This is a genomic window from Azonexus sp. MM2026_4 (genome assembly GCF_055901855.1).
This window is the reverse complement of sequence record NZ_CM148380.1, coordinates 2,431,401-2,447,221: the sequence shown is the minus strand read 5'-3', so window position 1 is coordinate 2,447,221 and position 15,821 is coordinate 2,431,401. Positions and strand designations below refer to the sequence as shown.

The following is a 15,821-nucleotide window of genomic DNA, read 5'->3' as shown; positions in this document are numbered from 1 at the left end:
GATCGATCACGGTAATCGAGACAAAATGAATAAACAGCGAAAACTCAATAGTCCCGAAGGCACGGAAGTCTTCTGCACCACCCGCGAGGCGGCCGAAATGCTGCACGTCTCGTTGCGCACCGTGCAACTCTGGGTCGAAGCCGGCGTCCTCAAGGCCTGGAAGACCGATGGCGGCCATCGCCGTCTGCCGCTCAGTTCGGTGCAGGCGCTGATCAAGGAGCGCATGGGCGGCAACGCGGTGGCCGACGCGCCGGCGGCCGATCCGGCAGCCAACGACAGCGGCGAGTTTTCGGTGCTGGTGCTCGAGGACGACGAGGACATGCTGCAGCTCTACCGGCTGACCCTGCCGGCCTGGAAGCTGCCGGTCCGCTTCATCTTCGTCAGCAGCGTCTTCGAGGCCCTGGTCGAAATCGGCCGCCGGCCGCCCGACCTGCTGATCACCGACCTGCGCATCTCCGGCGTGGACGGTTTCGAGATCATCAAGGTGCTGCGCGCCGACCCGGTGCTCAGCGGCCTCAACGTCGTCGTCGTCAGCGGCATGGAGCCGGACGACATCGAAGCGCGCGGTGGCCTGTCGCCGGAAATCACGGTTTTTTCCAAACCCCTTTCGTTCGAACTGCTGCAGGGCTACGTCAAGGCCTGCCTGGCGCATCGGGCGCTCAAGGAGAGACGCAATGCAATACCCTAGAACGCTGTCCGCCATCACCCTCGGGCTGCTGCTGTCGCCGGCCTTCGCCGCCGACGAGGTCGCCCCGGCGCCGGCCGCCGAGCCGGCGAAGATCGCCATCGGCGCCACCACCGAAGCCTTGCTCGACCTGCAGCGTTCCGGGCTGGCCGCCGGCCAGTTGCAACCGGTGCAGGGCGAGGTCGCCAGCCGCAACTACCAGCGTTACCTCGACAGCTTCAAGAAGCCGACCACGGTCGGCCAGATCGACCAGCCGGCGACTGCCGCCGCGGTCGGCAACGCCCGCTGAACCGGCAGCGGAGACTTCCGATGAGAGCACTGCCCCGGGCAGCGCGCGCCCAGCGCGGCGCAGTCAGCGTCATGGCTGCCGTGGCGCTGTCGATGGTGATCGGTGCCGCCCTGCTGGCGGTCGATCTCGGCAGCCTCTTCAATACCCGCCGCGAACTGCAGACAGTGGCCGACACCGCCGCCCTGTCGGCGGTCAACAACCTGGCCGCGGCGCAGGCGATCGCCCTCGACGCCGCCGGTCTCAACCATTTCCCGGTCCCCGGTGACCAGCAGAACACGCTCGGTACGGTACTCGGCCACTACGACGTCGATGCCCGCGAATTCACGCCGGGCGGCAGCGCCGCCGAGTTCAACGCGGTGCAGGTGACGGTGACGACGCAGCAGCCGTATTTCTTCATGCTCGGCAGCCGGCAGGTGACGGCCAGCGCCGTCGCCATGCGCAACGACATCGCCGCGCTGTCGGTCGGCACTTCGCTGCTCGATGTCGATACCGAGAAATCGGTGCTGCTCAACGCGCTGCTCGGCAAGCTGCTCAACACCTCGCTCAACCTGTCGGCGATCGCCTACCAGGGGCTGGTCAATACCTCGATCCGCCTGCTCGACCTGGTCAAGGTGGTCGGCTCGGTCGGCACCGTCGAGGAACTGCTCAAGCTCGACCTGACCGTCGGCGAACTGCTCGAACTCTCGGCGCGCGCGCTCGAGCGCTCGAGCATCCTCGGCCTCGACGCCACCGTCGTGCAGACGCTCGACCTGCTGGCGCTGCGTGCCGACGGCAATCTCAACCTGAAGCTCGCCGACCTCATCAACGTCAACCTGGCGCCCGGCAACCAGGCGGCGGAAGCCAAGATCAACCTGATGCAACTGGTGACGCTGGCGGCGCAGGTAGCCAACCGCGAACATTTCATCGACATCCCGGTGCTCGGCATCAACCTGCCGGGGCTGGTCAAGCTCGACGCCGCGCTGACCATGATCGAATCGCCGGGCATCGCCATCGGCCCGGCCGGCCAGGACGCCAGCGGCAACTGGCGGACCTCGGTGCATACCGCGCAATGGCGGCTCAAGCTCGACCTGTTGGTCGGCGAACTGCTCGGCGGTCTGGTGCGCCTGCCGCTCTACCTGGAAATCGGCGCCGGCGAGGCCTGGCTCAAGGACATCGACTGCCGCTATCCGCGCGATGCCAGCATCGTCCAGGTCGGCGCCGCGTCGAGCGCGGTGCGCGCCTACGTCGGCAACGTCAATCCCGACGCGATGACCAACCGCTCGGTGGCGGCGACGGTGACGCCGGCGACCATCCTCAACGTGCTCGGCCTGGTCAAGGCGACGGCGCGGCTGCAGGTCGACCTGCCCGGCGCCAGCGGCGACCTCGAATTCACCGGCCCGTTCGACGGCAGCAACACGCAGCGCATCCACGGGCTGACGACGGCCGGGCTGGGCGAGATCCTGCTTTCCGGCATGGGGGCGGTGCTCGACGTCGAGCTGCTCGGCATCAAGCTCGGCCTGGGCGAGGTGGTTGAAGCGCTGGTGACGCTGCTGGCGCCGGTCTTCGCGCTGCTCGACAGCCTGATCGCGCCGGTTCTGTCGCTGCTCGGCATCCAGATCGGCATCGCCGACGTCACCACCTTCGACCTTTCCTGCGGCGCTCCGCAACTGGTGCGCTGAGCCGCCGGCCACAAAAGAAAACGCCCGCTGCAACAGCGGGCGTTTCGCAGCGGGCGCCGGGTCGGCGCCGCATTCGCTCAGTGGCGGGGATTGCCGGTCAGCTTCTCGTACTTGGTCCAGAGCTGGTCCTCGGTTTCCTCGTGGGCCGGGTCCTTGGGGATGCAATCGACCGGGCAGACCTGCACGCACTGCGGCTCGTCGTAGTGACCGACGCACTCGGTGCACTTGCCCGGATCGATGACGTAGATCTCGTCACCCTGGGAAATCGCTTCGTTCGGGCATTCCGGTTCGCACACGTCGCAGTTGATGCACTCGTCCGTAATAATCAGGGACATGTCAGTTGTTCCTCTCTCGTTTAAGCAGTGGTTGTTGCCCGCAGGCGCTTTTCTACCGATGGATGGACGAATTTTCCTACATCACCGCCCAGTCGCGCAATTTCCCTTACCATCGTTGCGGAAATGAACATGTATTGCTCGCCGGGGGTGAGGAATACCGTTTCGACCTCGGGATAGAGGCTGCGGTTCATTCCGGCCATCTGAAATTCGTATTCGAAGTCGGACACCGCGCGCAGGCCGCGCACGATGACTTTCGCCTCGCGCTCGTGGACGAAGCTCATGAGCAGCGTGTTGAAGCCGACGATCTCGATGTTGGGCAGGTCGCCGACCACCTCGTGCGCCATCTCGACGCGGTCGGCCAGCGTGAAGCGCGGCTGCTTGGCCGGGCTTTCGGCGATCGCCAGGATCAGCTTGTCGAACAGCGTCGCGGCACGGCGCACGAGGTCTTCGTGGCCGCGCGTGATCGGGTCGAAGGTGCCGGGGTAGATTGCTACGCGGTGGTTCAGTTTGTTCAATCCGTCGCTCGCCGCAACAAGTGGTAATGGACACCGCCCGCCTTGCCGTGGCGCACCGTGCGCCACTCGCCTAGCGATTCGATCTGATGTTCCGCCTCGGCGTACAGCGCGCCATCCTGCTTGAGGATGCCGTCCAGTTTCGGCGCCAGTTTTTCCAGCCAGCCCTGGTGATAGGGCGGATCGAGAAAAACGAGGTCGAAGCTGGCCTTGGTCGAGGCGAGGTATTGTAGCGCATCGCCGCGGCGCAGCTCGATCGCCGGCGGCTTGCCGAGCAGGGCGTGGTTTTCCTGCAACGCGGCGAGGACGCGCGGCGCCTTCTCGATCATCACGACGCGGGCGGCGCCGCGCGACGCTGCCTCGAAGCCGAGGGCGCCGCTGCCGGCGAAGAGGTCGAGGCAGTGCCAGCCGTCGAGTTCCTGGCCGAGCCAGTTGAACAGCGTCTCGCGCACGCGGTCCGGCGTCGGCCGCAGGCCCTCGCTGTCGGGAAAGCGCAGGACGCGGCGGCGCAGTTCGCCGCCGACGATGCGGACGCTGTTCAATCCGCCGCCACCGTCACGGTGACCAGCTTGCCCGGTACGACGTGGCGGGCGAAGGCGGCCTTGACCTCGGCGGCGGTGACCGCTTCGACCTTCTCCCGGTAGCGGTCGAGATAATCCGCCGGCAGGCCGTAGAAGCCGATGGCGGCGACGTTGGCGAGCAGCTTGGCGTTGCTGTCCAGGCGCAGCGGGAAACTGCCGCTGAGGTTGGCCTTGGCGGCGGCCAGTTCTTCCTCGCTCGGGCCCTGGGCGACGAATTCGTCGAGGACGCCGCGGACGACGCGGATCGCCTCGCGCGCCTGCTTGCGCTGCGTCTGCAGGCCGATCTGGAAGGGGCCGGCCTGGCGCAGCGGCGCGAAGTAGCTGTAGACGCTGTAGGCGAAGCCGCGCTTGTCGCGCACTTCCTTGACCAGCCGGGAGACGAAGCCGCCGCCGCCGAGCGTGTAGTTGCCGACGAGCAGCGGGAAATAATCCGGGTGGCCGCGTTCGATCGCCGGCAGGCCGAGGTAGATGTGCGCCTGGCTGGCCGGGTGGCCGATCGCGCTGACGGCGGCGCTGGCCGGCGCCGGTGGCGGCGGCAGTTCGGCCGGGGCGCCGGCGGGCAGGGCGGCGCTCAACTGTTCGGCAATCGCTTCCGCCTGCTTGCGGGTCAGCTGGCCGACCAGCGAGATCTGCGCGTTGGCGGCGTTGTACAGGCGGCCGTGGAAGGCGACGACATCGTCGCGGCCGAGCGTCGCGATGCTTTCCGGCGATGCCTGGCGGCCGTAGGGGTGGCCGGGGTAGAGCGCCTCCCAGAAGGCCTTGCCGGCAATGCTGTCGGGGCGCGTCATGGCGTCCTTGAGGCCGGCGATGGTGCGCGCCTTCTCGCGTTCGAAGATCGCCGGGTCGAAGTGCGGGCTGCGCAGCACGTCGCGCAGCACGGCCAGCGCCGGGGCGAGCTTGTCCTTGGCGGTCAGGGTGCGCAGCGCGACGCTGGCGCGGTCGGTGTCGGCGCTGCCGCTGAGCTGGGCGCCGAGGTCGGCGAGCTGCTCGGCGATCGCCGTTTCGTCGCGGGCGCCGGCGCCGAGGTCGAGCACGCCGCGGGTCAGCGCGGCCAGCCCGGATTTGCCAGCGGGATCGAACATCGAGCCGGCGGCGAAATCGACCTGCACGTCGAGCATCGGCAGGGTCGGCGCGGCGACGAAATTGACCCGGGTGCCGTTGCCGGTGGTCCATTGTTCGATGGTCACGCCGGCCTGCGCGGTGGCGGCGACGATCAGGGTGAAGGCGGCGGTGAGCAGTCGTTTCATGGCGGGCTTCATCAGTGACGGGTGGCGACGGCCGGACGGCGCGGCTTGCCGTCCAGGGCTTGCGGGTCGAGAACGCCGACGGTCAGCGCGTCGTCGTCGAAATACTTCTTCGCCACTGCCTGCACGTCGGCGGCACTGACCTTCTGCAGGCGCTCGCGCATCGTCTCCACGTCCTTCCACGGCAGGCCGACGGCTTCGGTCTGGCCGATTTCCATCGCCTGGCCAAACATCGAATCGAGCTTGTACACCTGGCCGGCGATCAACTGGGCGCGCGTCCGTTTCAGTTCGGCTTCGCTGACGCCTTCCTGGCGGATGCGGTCGATCTCGGCGCGCAGCGCGGCTTCCAGCTCGGCGACGCTGCGCCCTTCCGACGGCGTGCCGTAGAGGAAGATCAGTCCCGGGCCGCGCGCCGTGCTGTCGTAGCCGACGCCGGCCGACAGCGCGACCTTGTCTTCGCGCACCAGCTTCTTGTTGAAGCGGGCGGCGTCGTGGCCGTTGAGGATGGCGGTGAGGATTTCCAGCGCGTAGGGGTCGCGGTCGTTCTTCGGGTCACGCAGGATCGGCGCCTTGTAGGCGAGGATCAGAGACGGCAGTTCGGCCGGCGCCTTGACCGTGATCCGCCGCGCGCCTTCCTGGCGCGGTTCGACGATGCCGCGTCGCGCCGGCAGCGGCCGCGCCTCGAGCGCGCCGTAATGCTGGCGGGCGAGTTCGAACACCGCCTGGTGGTCGACGTCGCCGCTGACCACGACGTAGGCGTTGTTCGGCACGTACCAGGTGTCGTACCAGGCCTTCAGGCTGGCCGCGGTCATGTTCTGGAGGTCGTCCATCCAGCCGATGATCGGCCGCCGGTAGGGGTGGGCGAGGAAGGCGGCGGCGTTCATCTGCTCGAACAGCTTGGCGTCCGGGTCGTCGTCGGTGCGCATGCGGCGCTCTTCCATGATGACCTTGATTTCCTGCTCGAATTCCTTGGGATCGACGTTGAGGTGGCGCATGCGGTCGGCTTCCAGCTGCATCATCTCGCCCAGCTTCTCCTTCGGGATTTGCTGGAAGTAGGCCGTGTAGTCGCGGCTGGTGAAAGCGTTGTCACGACCACCGGCGGCCGCCACCAGGCGGTTGAACTCGCCCGGGCCGACGCTCGGCGTGCCCTTGAACATCATGTGCTCGAGCGCGTGGGCGACGCCGGACTGGCCGTCAACCTCGTCCATGCTGCCGATCCGGTACCAGACCATGTGCACCGCGGTCGGCGCCCGCCGGTCTTCCTTGACGATCACGCGCAGGCCGTTGGCGAGCGTCGTTTCGTAGGGATTGGCCAGCGCCGTGCCGAGCAGCCAGGGGGCAAGCAAAAATGGGATGAGGTGTCGCAGGGTCATGGGGAGGGGGGCTTTCTGCTAGAATTCAGCGCTGTTTCTGCATCGATCCGGACGGCATCTTAACGGCTGACTGTCCGCCTGTCAGCAAGGCCTGAGACCTTAACACCCATGTTCAGTTTCCTGAAAAAATCCGCGCCCGACGCCAAGACCGCCGTGCCGGCCGAGGTTGCGGCCGCTCCCTCGTGGCGCGAACGCCTGTTCAAGGGCCTGGCCCGGACCCGCGCCCAGTGGGGCGGCAAGCTCAAGTCGATCTTCGCGCGCGGCAAGGTCGACGACGAACTGCTCGAAGAACTCGAAACCCTGCTGCTGACTTCCGATGTCGGCATCGAGGCGACCACCCACCTGCTCGACGAACTGAAGAAGGCGGCCAAGCGCGACAAGCTGGAAACGCCCGAGGCGATCCAGCGGGCACTGGCCGATGCCCTGTACGCCACCCTCGCGCCGCTCGAGCAGCCGCTCGATGTGAGTACCCACAAACCCTACGTGATCATGATCGCGGGGGTCAATGGTGCCGGCAAGACGACCTCGATCGGCAAGCTGGCCAAGTATTTCCAGACCCAGGGCAAGAGCGTGCTGCTCGCCGCCGGCGACACCTTCCGCGCCGCCGCCCGCGAACAACTGCAGACTTGGGGCGAACGCAACAACGTGACGGTGATCGCCCAGGAATCCGGCGACCCGGCGGCGGTCATCTTCGACGCCGTGTCGGCGGCCCGTGCCCGCGGCATCGACGTCGTGCTGGCCGATACCGCCGGCCGCCTGCCGACGCAACTGCACCTGATGGACGAGATCGCCAAGGTCCGCCGCGTCATCCAGAAGGTCGAGCCGGAAGGCCCGCACGAAACCCTGCTCGTGCTCGACGCCAACATCGGCCAGAACGCGCTGCAGCAGGTCAGGGCCTTCGACAAGGCGGTCAACGTCACCGGCCTCGTCCTGACCAAGCTCGACGGCACCGCCAAGGGCGGCGTCGTCGCGGCGATCGCCCGGCAGTGCCCGAAGCCGATCCGCTTCATCGGCGTCGGCGAGCAGATCGACGACCTGCGCCCCTTCTCGGCGCGCGATTTCGTGGATGCCCTGTTCGACCAATGATCGTCGCCAGCCAACTGACCAAGCGCTACGCCGGCGGCTTCGAAGCGCTGCACGGCGTCAGCTTCGAGATCCGCGCCGGCGAACTGGTGCTGATCACCGGCCACTCCGGCGCCGGCAAGACGACGCTGGTCAAGCTGATCGCCTCGATCGAACGGCCGACCTCCGGCAGCCTCGTGGTCAACGGGCAGAACCTGTCGGCCCTGCGCCGCAGCGCGATTCCCTACGTGCGCCGCCACTTCGGCCTGATCTTCCAGGACCAGAAGCTGCTCTTCGACCGCAGCGCCCTCGACAACGTACTGCTGCCGCTGCAGATCGCCGGCCTGCCGCACCGCGAGGCGGTGCGCCGGGCCCAGGCGGCGCTCGACAAGGTCGGCCTGCTGGCGCGCGAGAAAGCCCACCCGATCGCCCTCTCCGGCGGCGAACAGCAGCGTCTGGCGATCGCCCGCGCCGTCGTCAACCGGCCGACCGTGCTGCTCGCCGACGAACCCACCGCCAACCTCGACCGCGAGTCGGCGCAGGACATCCGCGACCTGTTCGCCGACTTCCATCGCGTCGGCGTCACCGTCGTCGTCGCCACCCACGACCAGGCCTGGGTCGAACACTGCGGCGACAACGCCTTGCGCCTCGATCACGGGAGAGTCGTATGAGACGCTGGCTGTCGCAGCATCGCGCCGCTTTCGGGCGGGCCCTCCGCCGCCTCTTCGCGGCACCGCTCAACACCCTGCTGTCGCTGCTCGCCATCGGCATCGCCCTGACCCTGCCCGCCTTCGGCTATGTTGCCCTCGACAGCCTGCGCGACCTCGGTCGCGACGCCACCGCCGTGCAGCAGGTCAGCGTCTTCATGGAAGTCGGCGCCAGCAAGGCCGAAGTCGCCGAGATCGAGCAGCGTCTGCGCGCCCAGCCAGGCGTCCGCACCACCTTCGTGCCGCGCGACGAAGCCCTGCGTCGGCTCAAGGAAAACGGCGACATGGCGGAAATCGTCGCCAGCCTGCCGCGCAACCCGTTGCCCGACGCCTTCATTGTCGAGCCGCGCGACACCTCGCCGGAAACCCTGGAAGCCCTGCGCGCCGAATTCGCCGACTGGCCCAGGGTTGCCCACGTCCAGCTCGACGCCGCCTGGATCAAGCGTTTCGACGCCTTCCTGCGCCTCGGCAAGCTGGCTCTGCTGCTCCTCGCCGGCCTCTTCGGCGCCGGTCTGATCGCTGTCACCTTCAACACCATCCGCCTGCAGGTCATGGCCCAGGCGGCGGAAATCGAAGTGGCGCGCATGATCGGCGCCACCGACTCCTTCATCCGCCGTCCCTTCTACTACTTCGGCGCCCTGCAGGGCGCCCTCGGCGGCCTGCTCGCCGCCGGTCTCGTCATCGGCGCCCTGCGCCTGCTCGCCGGCCCGGTCGGCGAACTCGCCGCCCTCTACGGCGCCAGCTTCGCGCTGCACGCCCCGACGCTCGCCGAAATCGGCGCCCTGGCCGGGGTCGGGGCGGTGCTGGGGTGGGTCGGGGCGCAGCTTTCGGTGAGTTTGTCGCTGCGGACGTTTGACTGAGGTTTTTGGCGTTCAGGGTTCTGAACTGCTGCGTTCCGCTTTCTGACTCGTTGGCGTTGTGGTTTTCTGAAGCGCTGTTTTCCGCCGTTGACCGGCGGGCGTACTTTCTTCTTGTTTCGCCAAGAAGAAAGTAGCCAAAGAAGAAGGCGACCCTAGGTCGGCGCCCGCTGCGCGGGTGCCCTGCGCTACTCGTCGTTGGCGGGGGCTGCGCAACTCGGGGCTTTGCCCCTCAGACAGTGCTCGCCCTTTATCCGCCAACGCCTGCGTTGCTCGGCGCCTCCCAAGGGGCCCGGAAAACCAAACGTTGCTGGAAGCACTGCGGATTTTTCAACCGCCAGTTTTCGTGAGCCGCTGGTTTTCGGGGCCCCCCTGAGAGGCGCTGAGCAACGCAGGTGTGCCGGGGGAAGTCGGCGAGGACTGTCTGAGGCCCGCAGGGCCGAGTTCCGCAGCCGCCCGGCGCGCCGAGTAGCGCAAGGGACCGGGCGCAGCCCGGCGCCGACCTGGGGGTGGCTTTTTCTTTGGCTGGCGGTTTCAAATCCCAAGTGCAACACTTCATAACCGGAGGAGTTGCATGACGAGAACGTATCAACAATTGAGTGCGGAAGAACGCGGCGTGGTAATGGCGATGAAGGAGCAGGCCAGTAGTGCGCGGGCGATAGCCAAGGTGCTTGGCAGATCGCCCAGCACCATCACGAGAGAACTTCGCCGCAACGGCTACCAGAGCGAAGAGGAGCAATGCGTCATGGGACGCCCCCGAGTGGCTGGCGGCTACGATGCAAACCGCGCCGGCAAGCGAGCCCGGCGGGTGCGACGTGCGGCCTGGCCGGTGCGCAAGCTCCACCGCCAAGGCGCCTTGTGGGCCGAGGTCAGGGCGTTGCTGGAACGCAAGCTCTCGCCCGAGCAGATTGCTGCCAAACTCAAGCAACGCCACCCTGAGCAGCCCCAATTGCAAGCCTCCCACGAAACCATCTACACCGCGATCTATGCCATGCCCAAGGGCGATCTTCGCCGCGAACTGGTCGTCCTGCTGCGCCAGGGGCGAGGCGCACGCAAGCCTCGCACGCGAGGCAAAGATCGGCGGGGATCGCTGCAGGACATGCTGAGCATCCACGTACGCCCGCCCGAGGCCAGCGACCGCTTGCTGCCTGGCCACTGGGAGGGCGACCTGATCAAGGGCAAGGCCAACGCTTCGGCTGTCGGCACCCTGGTGTGCCGCAAGTCGCTGTTTGCCATGCTGGTCAAGCTCGACGGCAGTACGGCGATCGATGCGCTCAACGGATTCACGCAGGCCTTCAGCGGGCTGCCGCCTGAGATCCGACAGACCCTCACCTATGACCAAGGCAAGGAGATGGCGCTGCACAAGAAGCTGGCCGAGAACACCGGCCTGAAAATTTACTTTTGTGATCCTCACAGCCCGTGGCAACGTGGCATCAATGAGCACACCAATGGTTTGCTGCGCCAATATTTGCCGAAGGGCACTGACCTGAGTGTCCACTCCCAGCGCGAACTCGATCACATGGCCTGGGAACTCAATATGCGGCCGAGAAAAACCCTGGGGTGGCGCTCTCCCGCCGAGGTGTTCTTCGATAACATCTTCATGGACAAAGCAGGGCTGATTCCAAATGTTGCACTCGGTCTTTGAAACCGCCGCTACTTTCTTTTTTCCACAAAAAAGAAAGTACGCCCGCCGGTCAGCGGCGGAAAACGGCGTATCAATATCCAAAGCCTTCGCCGAAGCAAAGGGAAGGCTCGCGTTTGAGCAACCGAACACGCCCGCGCATCAGGCGCGGAAAACGGCGCGTCAGAAACCAAGGCAGCCCGCCGGCCAACAGCGGAAAACAGCTCTTCAGAAAAGCCAATACCCGCAAAGCGAATAAAAAAACCGGCATCCGGGCAGCAGCCCCGATGCCGGTTTGCTGACGGCTGACGCGTTCAGCGGCTGATCGCGCGGTGGCCGATGTCCTTGCGGTATTGCAGGCCGTCCCAGCTGATCTGGGCGGCGGCTTCGTAGGCGGCTTTCTGGGCGAGCCTGACATTTTCGCCGAGCGCGGTGACGCACAGCACGCGCCCGCCGCTGGTGACGACCTGGCCGTCCTGGTCGGCGGTGCCGGCGTGGAAGACGTGGCAGTCGTCACCGAAGCTGTTGCCCTTGGGCAGGCCGATGATGACGTCGCCCTTCTTCGGCGTTTCCGGGTAGTTGGCGGCGGCGAGAACGACGCCCAGCGCGACGCGGCGGTCCCAATCGGCCTCGATCTGGTCGAGCTTGCCGTCGATGGCGTGTTCGAGCAGTTTGACGAAGTCGGACTTCAGGCGCATCAGGATCGGCTGGGTTTCCGGGTCGCCCATGCGGCAGTTGAATTCCAGCGTCTTGACCGAGCCGTCCTTGCCGATCATCAGGCCGGCGTAGAGGAAGCCGGTGAAGGGGATGCCGTCGGCGAGCATGCCGCGCACCGTCGGCAGGATGATTTCGCGCATCGCCTTGGCGTGCACTTCCGGCGTCACGCAGGGGGCAGGCGAATAGGCGCCCATGCCGCCGGTGTTCGGGCCCTGGTCGCCGTCGAAGATGCGCTTGTGGTCCTGGCTGGAGGCCAGCGCGAGGACGTTTTTGCCGTCGACCATGACGATGAAGCTGGCTTCCTCGCCGTCGAGGAAATCCTCGATGACGACGCGGGCGCCGGCATCGCCGAGCTTGTTGCCGGAGAGCATGTCGTCGATGGCGGCGTGCGCCTCTTCGAGGCTCATGGCGACGACGACGCCCTTGCCGGCGGCCAGGCCGTCGGCCTTGATGACGATCGGGGCGCCCTGCTTGTCCACATAGGCGTGGGCAGCGGCGACGTCGGAGAAGGTCTCGAAGCCGGCGGTCGGGATGTTGTGGCGGGCCATGAAACGCTTGGCGAAATCCTTGGAGGATTCGAGCTGGGCCGCCGCCTTGGTCGGGCCGAAGATCTTCAAGCCGCGGGCGCGGAAGACGTCGACCACGCCGGCCGCCAGCGGTGCCTCGGGGCCGACCAGCGTGAGGTGGATCTTGTTCTGCTCGGCGAAATCGGCGAGGGCTGCCGGATCGGTGATATTCACGTTCTCCAGTTCATGCTCGCGCGCCGTGCCGGCGTTGCCGGGCGCGACGTAAACCTTCTGCAGGCCAGGCGTCTGCGCCAGCTTCCAGGCCATGGCGTGCTCGCGGCCGCCGGAACCGATGACGAGGAGTTTCATGGGGATTTTTCCTTGTTATACCAGAGGCGTGATTTCGTTCACGGGGCGCTCGTGACGCGAAGACGAGCCGCAGACAGTGCTATCAGCACGGCAAGGCGAAGTTGACAAAGTCACGGGCGTACCGGGAACGAAATTAATGGCGGAAGTGGCGGGCGCCGGTGAATACCATGGCGATGCCGTGTTCGTCGGCCGCCGCGATGACTTCCTCGTCGCGCATCGAACCGCCCGGCTGGATGACGGCCTTGGCGCCGGCTTCGGCGAGGACGTCGAGGCCGTCGCGGAACGGGAAGAAGGCGTCCGAAGCGACCACCGAGCCCTTGAGTTCGAGGCCAGCGTTCTGCGCCTTGATGCAGGCGATCTTGGTCGAATCGACGCGGCTCATCTGGCCGGCGCCGACGCCGAGCGTCATGCCGCCACCGCAGAAGACGATGGCGTTGGACTTGACGAACTTGGCGACGCGCTCGGCGAAGAGCAGGTCTTCGATTTGCAGCAGGGTCGGCTGGACCTTGGTGACTACCTTCAGATCCTTGACCTGGGCGGTGAAGTCGTCCGCGGTCTGCACCAGCAGGCCGCCGCCGACGCGCTTCAGTTCCAGCTTGTTGAGGTCGCGGCCGAGCGGTACGACGAGTACGCGCAGGTTCTGCTTGGCGGCCAGCGCCGCCTTGGCTTCGGCGGTGAAGGACGGGGCGATCAGCACTTCGACGAAGTGCTTGCGCTGGTTCATGGCTTCAACGATGTCGATGCCGACTTCGCCGTTGAAGGCGATGATGCCGCCGAAGGCCGAGGTCGAATCGGTGAGGAAGGCCTTTTCGTAGGCGCGCAGCAACTGGCTGTCGACCGCCACGCCGCACGGGTTGGCGTGCTTGATGATGACGCAGGCCGGGGCTTCGAAGGCCTTGACGCATTCCCAGGCAGCATCCGAGTCGGCGATGTTGTTGTAGGACAGTTCCTTGCCCTGCAACTGGGTGTAATTGGCGATGCTGCCCGGCAGCGCGCTGGTGTCGCGGTAGAAGGCAGCGGACTGGTGCGAGTTTTCACCGTAACGCAGGGTTTCGACGCGGTCGAAGGCCAGTTGCAGCTTGGCCGGGAACACGGCCGGGATCGGCGCGGCGGCTTCCGGTTGGGCTTCGGCGCCTTCGTCGAGGCCGGTCAGCCAGTTGGCGATCATGCTGTCGTAGCGGGCGGTGTGGGTGAACGCCTTCTTGGCCAGATTGAAGCGGGTGCCGAGTTGAAGGGCGCCGCCGTTGGCCTGCATTTCGTCGAGCAGCGGCTGGTAGTCGGTCGGGTCGGTGACGATGGCCACGCCGGCGTAGTTCTTGGCCGAGGAACGGACCATGGCCGGGCCGCCGATGTCGATGTTCTCGATGGCGTCGGCCAGCGTCACGCCGGCCTTGGCGATGGTGGCGGCGAACGGGTAGAGGTTCACGCAGACCAGGTCGATGGTCGGAATGCCGTGTTCCTCGATGGTCGCCAGGTGTTCCGGCAGGTCGCGACGGGCGAGGATGCCGCCATGCACCTTCGGGTGCAGGGTCTTGACGCGGCCGTCGAGCATTTCCGGGAAGCCCGTGTAGTCGCCGATTTCGGTGACGGCGAGGCCGGCGTCGCGCAGCATCTTGGCGGTGCCGCCGGTGGACAGCAGCTTGACGCCTTGCGCGGCGAGGCCCTGGGCGAATTCGAGTACACCCGTCTTGTCGGAGACGGAAATCAGCGCTTGCTTGATGGTCATGGCGATTTACAGAAGTTGATGTTCGGTGAGTTTCTTGCGCAGCGTGTTGCGGTTGATGCCCAGCATTTCCGCCGCCAGCGTCTGGTTGGTGCCGGCCTTGGCCAGCACCAGTTCAAGCATCGGTTTTTCGACGCTCTTCAGGACCATGTCGTAGATCGCCGCCGGCTTTTCGCCGTCGAGGTCCCGGAAATACTGCTCCAGTGCGTTGATCACGCACCGCCCCAAGTCATGTTGGCTCATGCTGCCAACGCCTCCCTATCCTGATGGTCCGATGTATCTTCGTAATGCAGGTGTTCCCCTGCTGCAGCCTGGTGGCGGAAGAAGTCGTCGACCGCCTGCCTCTGTTGTTCGATGGTCGGCAAGGTGTTCATCACCCGGCGGAAGGCGGCCGAACCGACCAGTCCCTTGGTGTACCAGGAAATGTGCTTGCGGGCGACCTTGACGCCCGTTTCCAGCCCGTAGAAGTCGTAAAGGTCTTCGAGGTGGGCGAGGAGGATGCCGTGGATCTCGGCGACGCTGGCCGGCGGCAGGTGCTCGCCGGTCTTCAGGTAGTGTTCGATCTCGCGGAACAGCCAGGGCCGCCCTTGCGCGGCGCGGCCGATCATGACGCCGTCGGCGCCGGTGTGGTCGAGCACGTATTTGGCTTTTTCCGGGGTCGAGATGTCGCCGTTGGCGATCACCGGGATGCGGATCAGCGTCTTGACCATGGCGATGGTGTCGTACTCTGCTTCGCCGGTGTACTGCTGGCAGCGCGTCCGGCCGTGGATGGCGACGGCGCGCACGCCGGCGCTTTCGGCGATGCGGGCGATGGTCGGCGCGTTACGGTTGGCGAGGTTCCAGCCGGTGCGGAATTTGAGCGTCACCGGGGTATTCGGCACGGCGCCGACGACGGCGTCGAGAATGCGGCCGACCAGCGCTTCGTCCTGCATCAGCGCCGAACCGGCCATCACGTTGCACACCTTCTTGGCCGGGCAACCCATGTTGATGTCGATGATCTGGGCGCCGTTATCGACGTTGTGCCGGGCCGCTTCGGCCATCATCCTGGGGTCGGCGCCGGCGATCTGCACCGAGATCGGTTCGACCTCGCCCTCGTGGTTGGCGCGGCGCAGCGTCTTGGCGCTGCCGTAGAGCAGCGAGTTCGAGGTCACCATCTCGGACACCGCCAGCCCGGCGCCCAGCTTCTTGCATAGCTGGCGGAAGGGGCGATCGGTGACACCCGCCATCGGGGCAACGAAGAGATTGTTGCGCAGGGTGAAACCGACGAATTCCATGGGCGAGGGATGGGCTTTGGCGCGAAACGGGAAGCCGTGGATTATAGCCGAATCGCTGCCTAAAAAATAGTCAGTTTCGGACTTGCCGGCGTTTCCCGGCAAGCCGGGATGTTCATCTTGGCCAGTTCTGGCGCAAGGCTTTCCGGTGGCGGCGCCCGGCGATGCCATGGTAATGTCGGCTCCGGGGGCAGCGCGCCAGGCGGCGGCAAGGCCTGGCGATTGCCGGATACCAGGAAGCAAAGGGGAAATGATGTCTGCGGAAAATGCAGCTCGGGGGCAAGGGTTTCGTGGTGCTTCCCGATCGACCG

17 protein-coding genes are annotated in these 15,821 nt (G+C 66.3%); 8 read left to right on the top strand and 9 right to left on the bottom strand.

The genetic code is table 11. The annotated features are described in order from the left end of the window. Positions 1 to 25: 25 nt before the first annotated feature. From AC0KWY_RS11545 to AC0KWY_RS11535, 3 genes are read left to right on the top strand one after another with little or no spacing between them, the layout of a single operon-like run. Complete coding sequence (locus tag AC0KWY_RS11545) at positions 26 to 688, top strand: helix-turn-helix domain-containing protein (RefSeq protein ID WP_474025639.1); 663 nt, start codon at positions 26 to 28, stop codon at positions 686 to 688. Further along, positions 675 to 974 (top strand): DUF3613 domain-containing protein, encoded by a 300-nt coding sequence (locus AC0KWY_RS11540; RefSeq protein WP_474025638.1) that lies wholly within the window; start codon positions 675 to 677, stop codon positions 972 to 974. Before AC0KWY_RS11545 ends, AC0KWY_RS11540 begins: the two co-directional genes overlap by 14 nt. A gap of 20 nt (positions 975 to 994) precedes the next feature. After that, positions 995 to 2,632, top strand: a complete 1,638-nt coding sequence (locus AC0KWY_RS11535) for a TadG family pilus assembly protein (RefSeq protein ID WP_474025637.1) — start codon at positions 995 to 997, stop codon at positions 2,630 to 2,632. A 77-nt stretch (positions 2,633 to 2,709) separates the two neighbouring features. On the opposite strand, the gene AC0KWY_RS11530 is transcribed toward AC0KWY_RS11535, so the two are convergent. From AC0KWY_RS11530 to AC0KWY_RS11510, 5 genes are read right to left on the bottom strand one after another with little or no spacing between them, the layout of a single operon-like run. Continuing rightward, on the bottom strand, positions 2,710 to 2,967 hold the full coding sequence (locus AC0KWY_RS11530; RefSeq protein ID WP_474025636.1) for a YfhL family 4Fe-4S dicluster ferredoxin: 258 nt from the start codon (positions 2,965 to 2,967) through the stop codon (positions 2,710 to 2,712). Positions 2,968 to 2,987: 20 nt separating this feature from the next. After that, on the bottom strand, positions 2,988 to 3,473 hold the full coding sequence (gene coaD / locus AC0KWY_RS11525) for a pantetheine-phosphate adenylyltransferase (RefSeq protein WP_474029722.1): 486 nt from the start codon (positions 3,471 to 3,473) through the stop codon (positions 2,988 to 2,990). 5 nt (positions 3,474 to 3,478) lie between these two features. Next, positions 3,479 to 4,021, bottom strand: a complete 543-nt coding sequence (gene rsmD / locus AC0KWY_RS11520) for a 16S rRNA (guanine(966)-N(2))-methyltransferase RsmD (protein ID WP_474025635.1) — start codon at positions 4,019 to 4,021, stop codon at positions 3,479 to 3,481. Then, entirely contained in the window at positions 4,018 to 5,307 is a 1,290-nt protein-coding gene (locus AC0KWY_RS11515; protein ID WP_474025634.1) for a M16 family metallopeptidase, read from the bottom strand. Before AC0KWY_RS11515 ends, rsmD begins: the two co-directional genes overlap by 4 nt. An 11-nt stretch (positions 5,308 to 5,318) precedes the next feature. Further along, positions 5,319 to 6,677 (bottom strand): M16 family metallopeptidase, encoded by a 1,359-nt coding sequence (locus AC0KWY_RS11510; protein ID WP_474025633.1) that lies wholly within the window; start codon positions 6,675 to 6,677, stop codon positions 5,319 to 5,321. A gap of 108 nt (positions 6,678 to 6,785) precedes the next feature. Between AC0KWY_RS11510 and ftsY the strand changes: the two genes are divergently transcribed. The 5 genes from ftsY (at position 6,786) to AC0KWY_RS11485 (ending at position 11,183) form a co-directional block, all read left to right on the top strand. Next, the gene (ftsY, locus tag AC0KWY_RS11505) at positions 6,786 to 7,763 is read left to right on the top strand and encodes a signal recognition particle-docking protein FtsY (protein ID WP_474025632.1); all 978 of its coding nucleotides are present in this window, start codon (positions 6,786 to 6,788) and stop codon (positions 7,761 to 7,763) included. Beyond that, positions 7,760 to 8,410, top strand: a complete 651-nt coding sequence (locus AC0KWY_RS11500; RefSeq protein WP_474025631.1) for a cell division ATP-binding protein FtsE — start codon at positions 7,760 to 7,762, stop codon at positions 8,408 to 8,410. Before ftsY ends, AC0KWY_RS11500 begins: the two co-directional genes overlap by 4 nt. After that, the gene (gene ftsX, locus AC0KWY_RS11495; protein ID WP_474025630.1) at positions 8,407 to 9,306 is read left to right on the top strand and encodes a permease-like cell division protein FtsX; all 900 of its coding nucleotides are present in this window, start codon (positions 8,407 to 8,409) and stop codon (positions 9,304 to 9,306) included. Before AC0KWY_RS11500 ends, ftsX begins: the two co-directional genes overlap by 4 nt. Before the next feature lie 571 nt (positions 9,307 to 9,877). Next, complete coding sequence (locus AC0KWY_RS11490) at positions 9,878 to 10,948, top strand: IS30 family transposase (protein ID WP_474025629.1); 1,071 nt, start codon at positions 9,878 to 9,880, stop codon at positions 10,946 to 10,948. Continuing rightward, positions 10,929 to 11,183: a hypothetical protein gene (locus AC0KWY_RS11485; RefSeq protein WP_474025628.1), complete on the top strand. Its 255-nt coding sequence runs from the start codon at positions 10,929 to 10,931 to the stop codon at positions 11,181 to 11,183. Before AC0KWY_RS11490 ends, AC0KWY_RS11485 begins: the two co-directional genes overlap by 20 nt. A gap of 55 nt (positions 11,184 to 11,238) precedes the next feature. On the opposite strand, the gene purD is transcribed toward AC0KWY_RS11485, so the two are convergent. From purD to dusB, 4 genes are all read right to left on the bottom strand, one after another. Beyond that, on the bottom strand, positions 11,239 to 12,516 hold the full coding sequence (gene purD, locus AC0KWY_RS11480; protein WP_474025627.1) for a phosphoribosylamine--glycine ligase: 1,278 nt from the start codon (positions 12,514 to 12,516) through the stop codon (positions 11,239 to 11,241). Positions 12,517 to 12,649: 133 nt separating this feature from the next. Beyond that, entirely contained in the window at positions 12,650 to 14,242 is a 1,593-nt protein-coding gene (purH, locus tag AC0KWY_RS11475; RefSeq protein WP_474025626.1) for a bifunctional phosphoribosylaminoimidazolecarboxamide formyltransferase/IMP cyclohydrolase, read from the bottom strand. Positions 14,243 to 14,248: 6 nt separating this feature from the next. Next, positions 14,249 to 14,482, bottom strand: a complete 234-nt coding sequence (locus AC0KWY_RS11470) for a Fis family transcriptional regulator (RefSeq protein ID WP_028994262.1) — start codon at positions 14,480 to 14,482, stop codon at positions 14,249 to 14,251. Then, on the bottom strand, positions 14,479 to 15,513 hold the full coding sequence (gene dusB, locus AC0KWY_RS11465) for a tRNA dihydrouridine synthase DusB (RefSeq protein WP_474025625.1): 1,035 nt from the start codon (positions 15,511 to 15,513) through the stop codon (positions 14,479 to 14,481). Before dusB ends, AC0KWY_RS11470 begins: the two co-directional genes overlap by 4 nt. Positions 15,514 to 15,821: the final 308 nt, after the last annotated feature.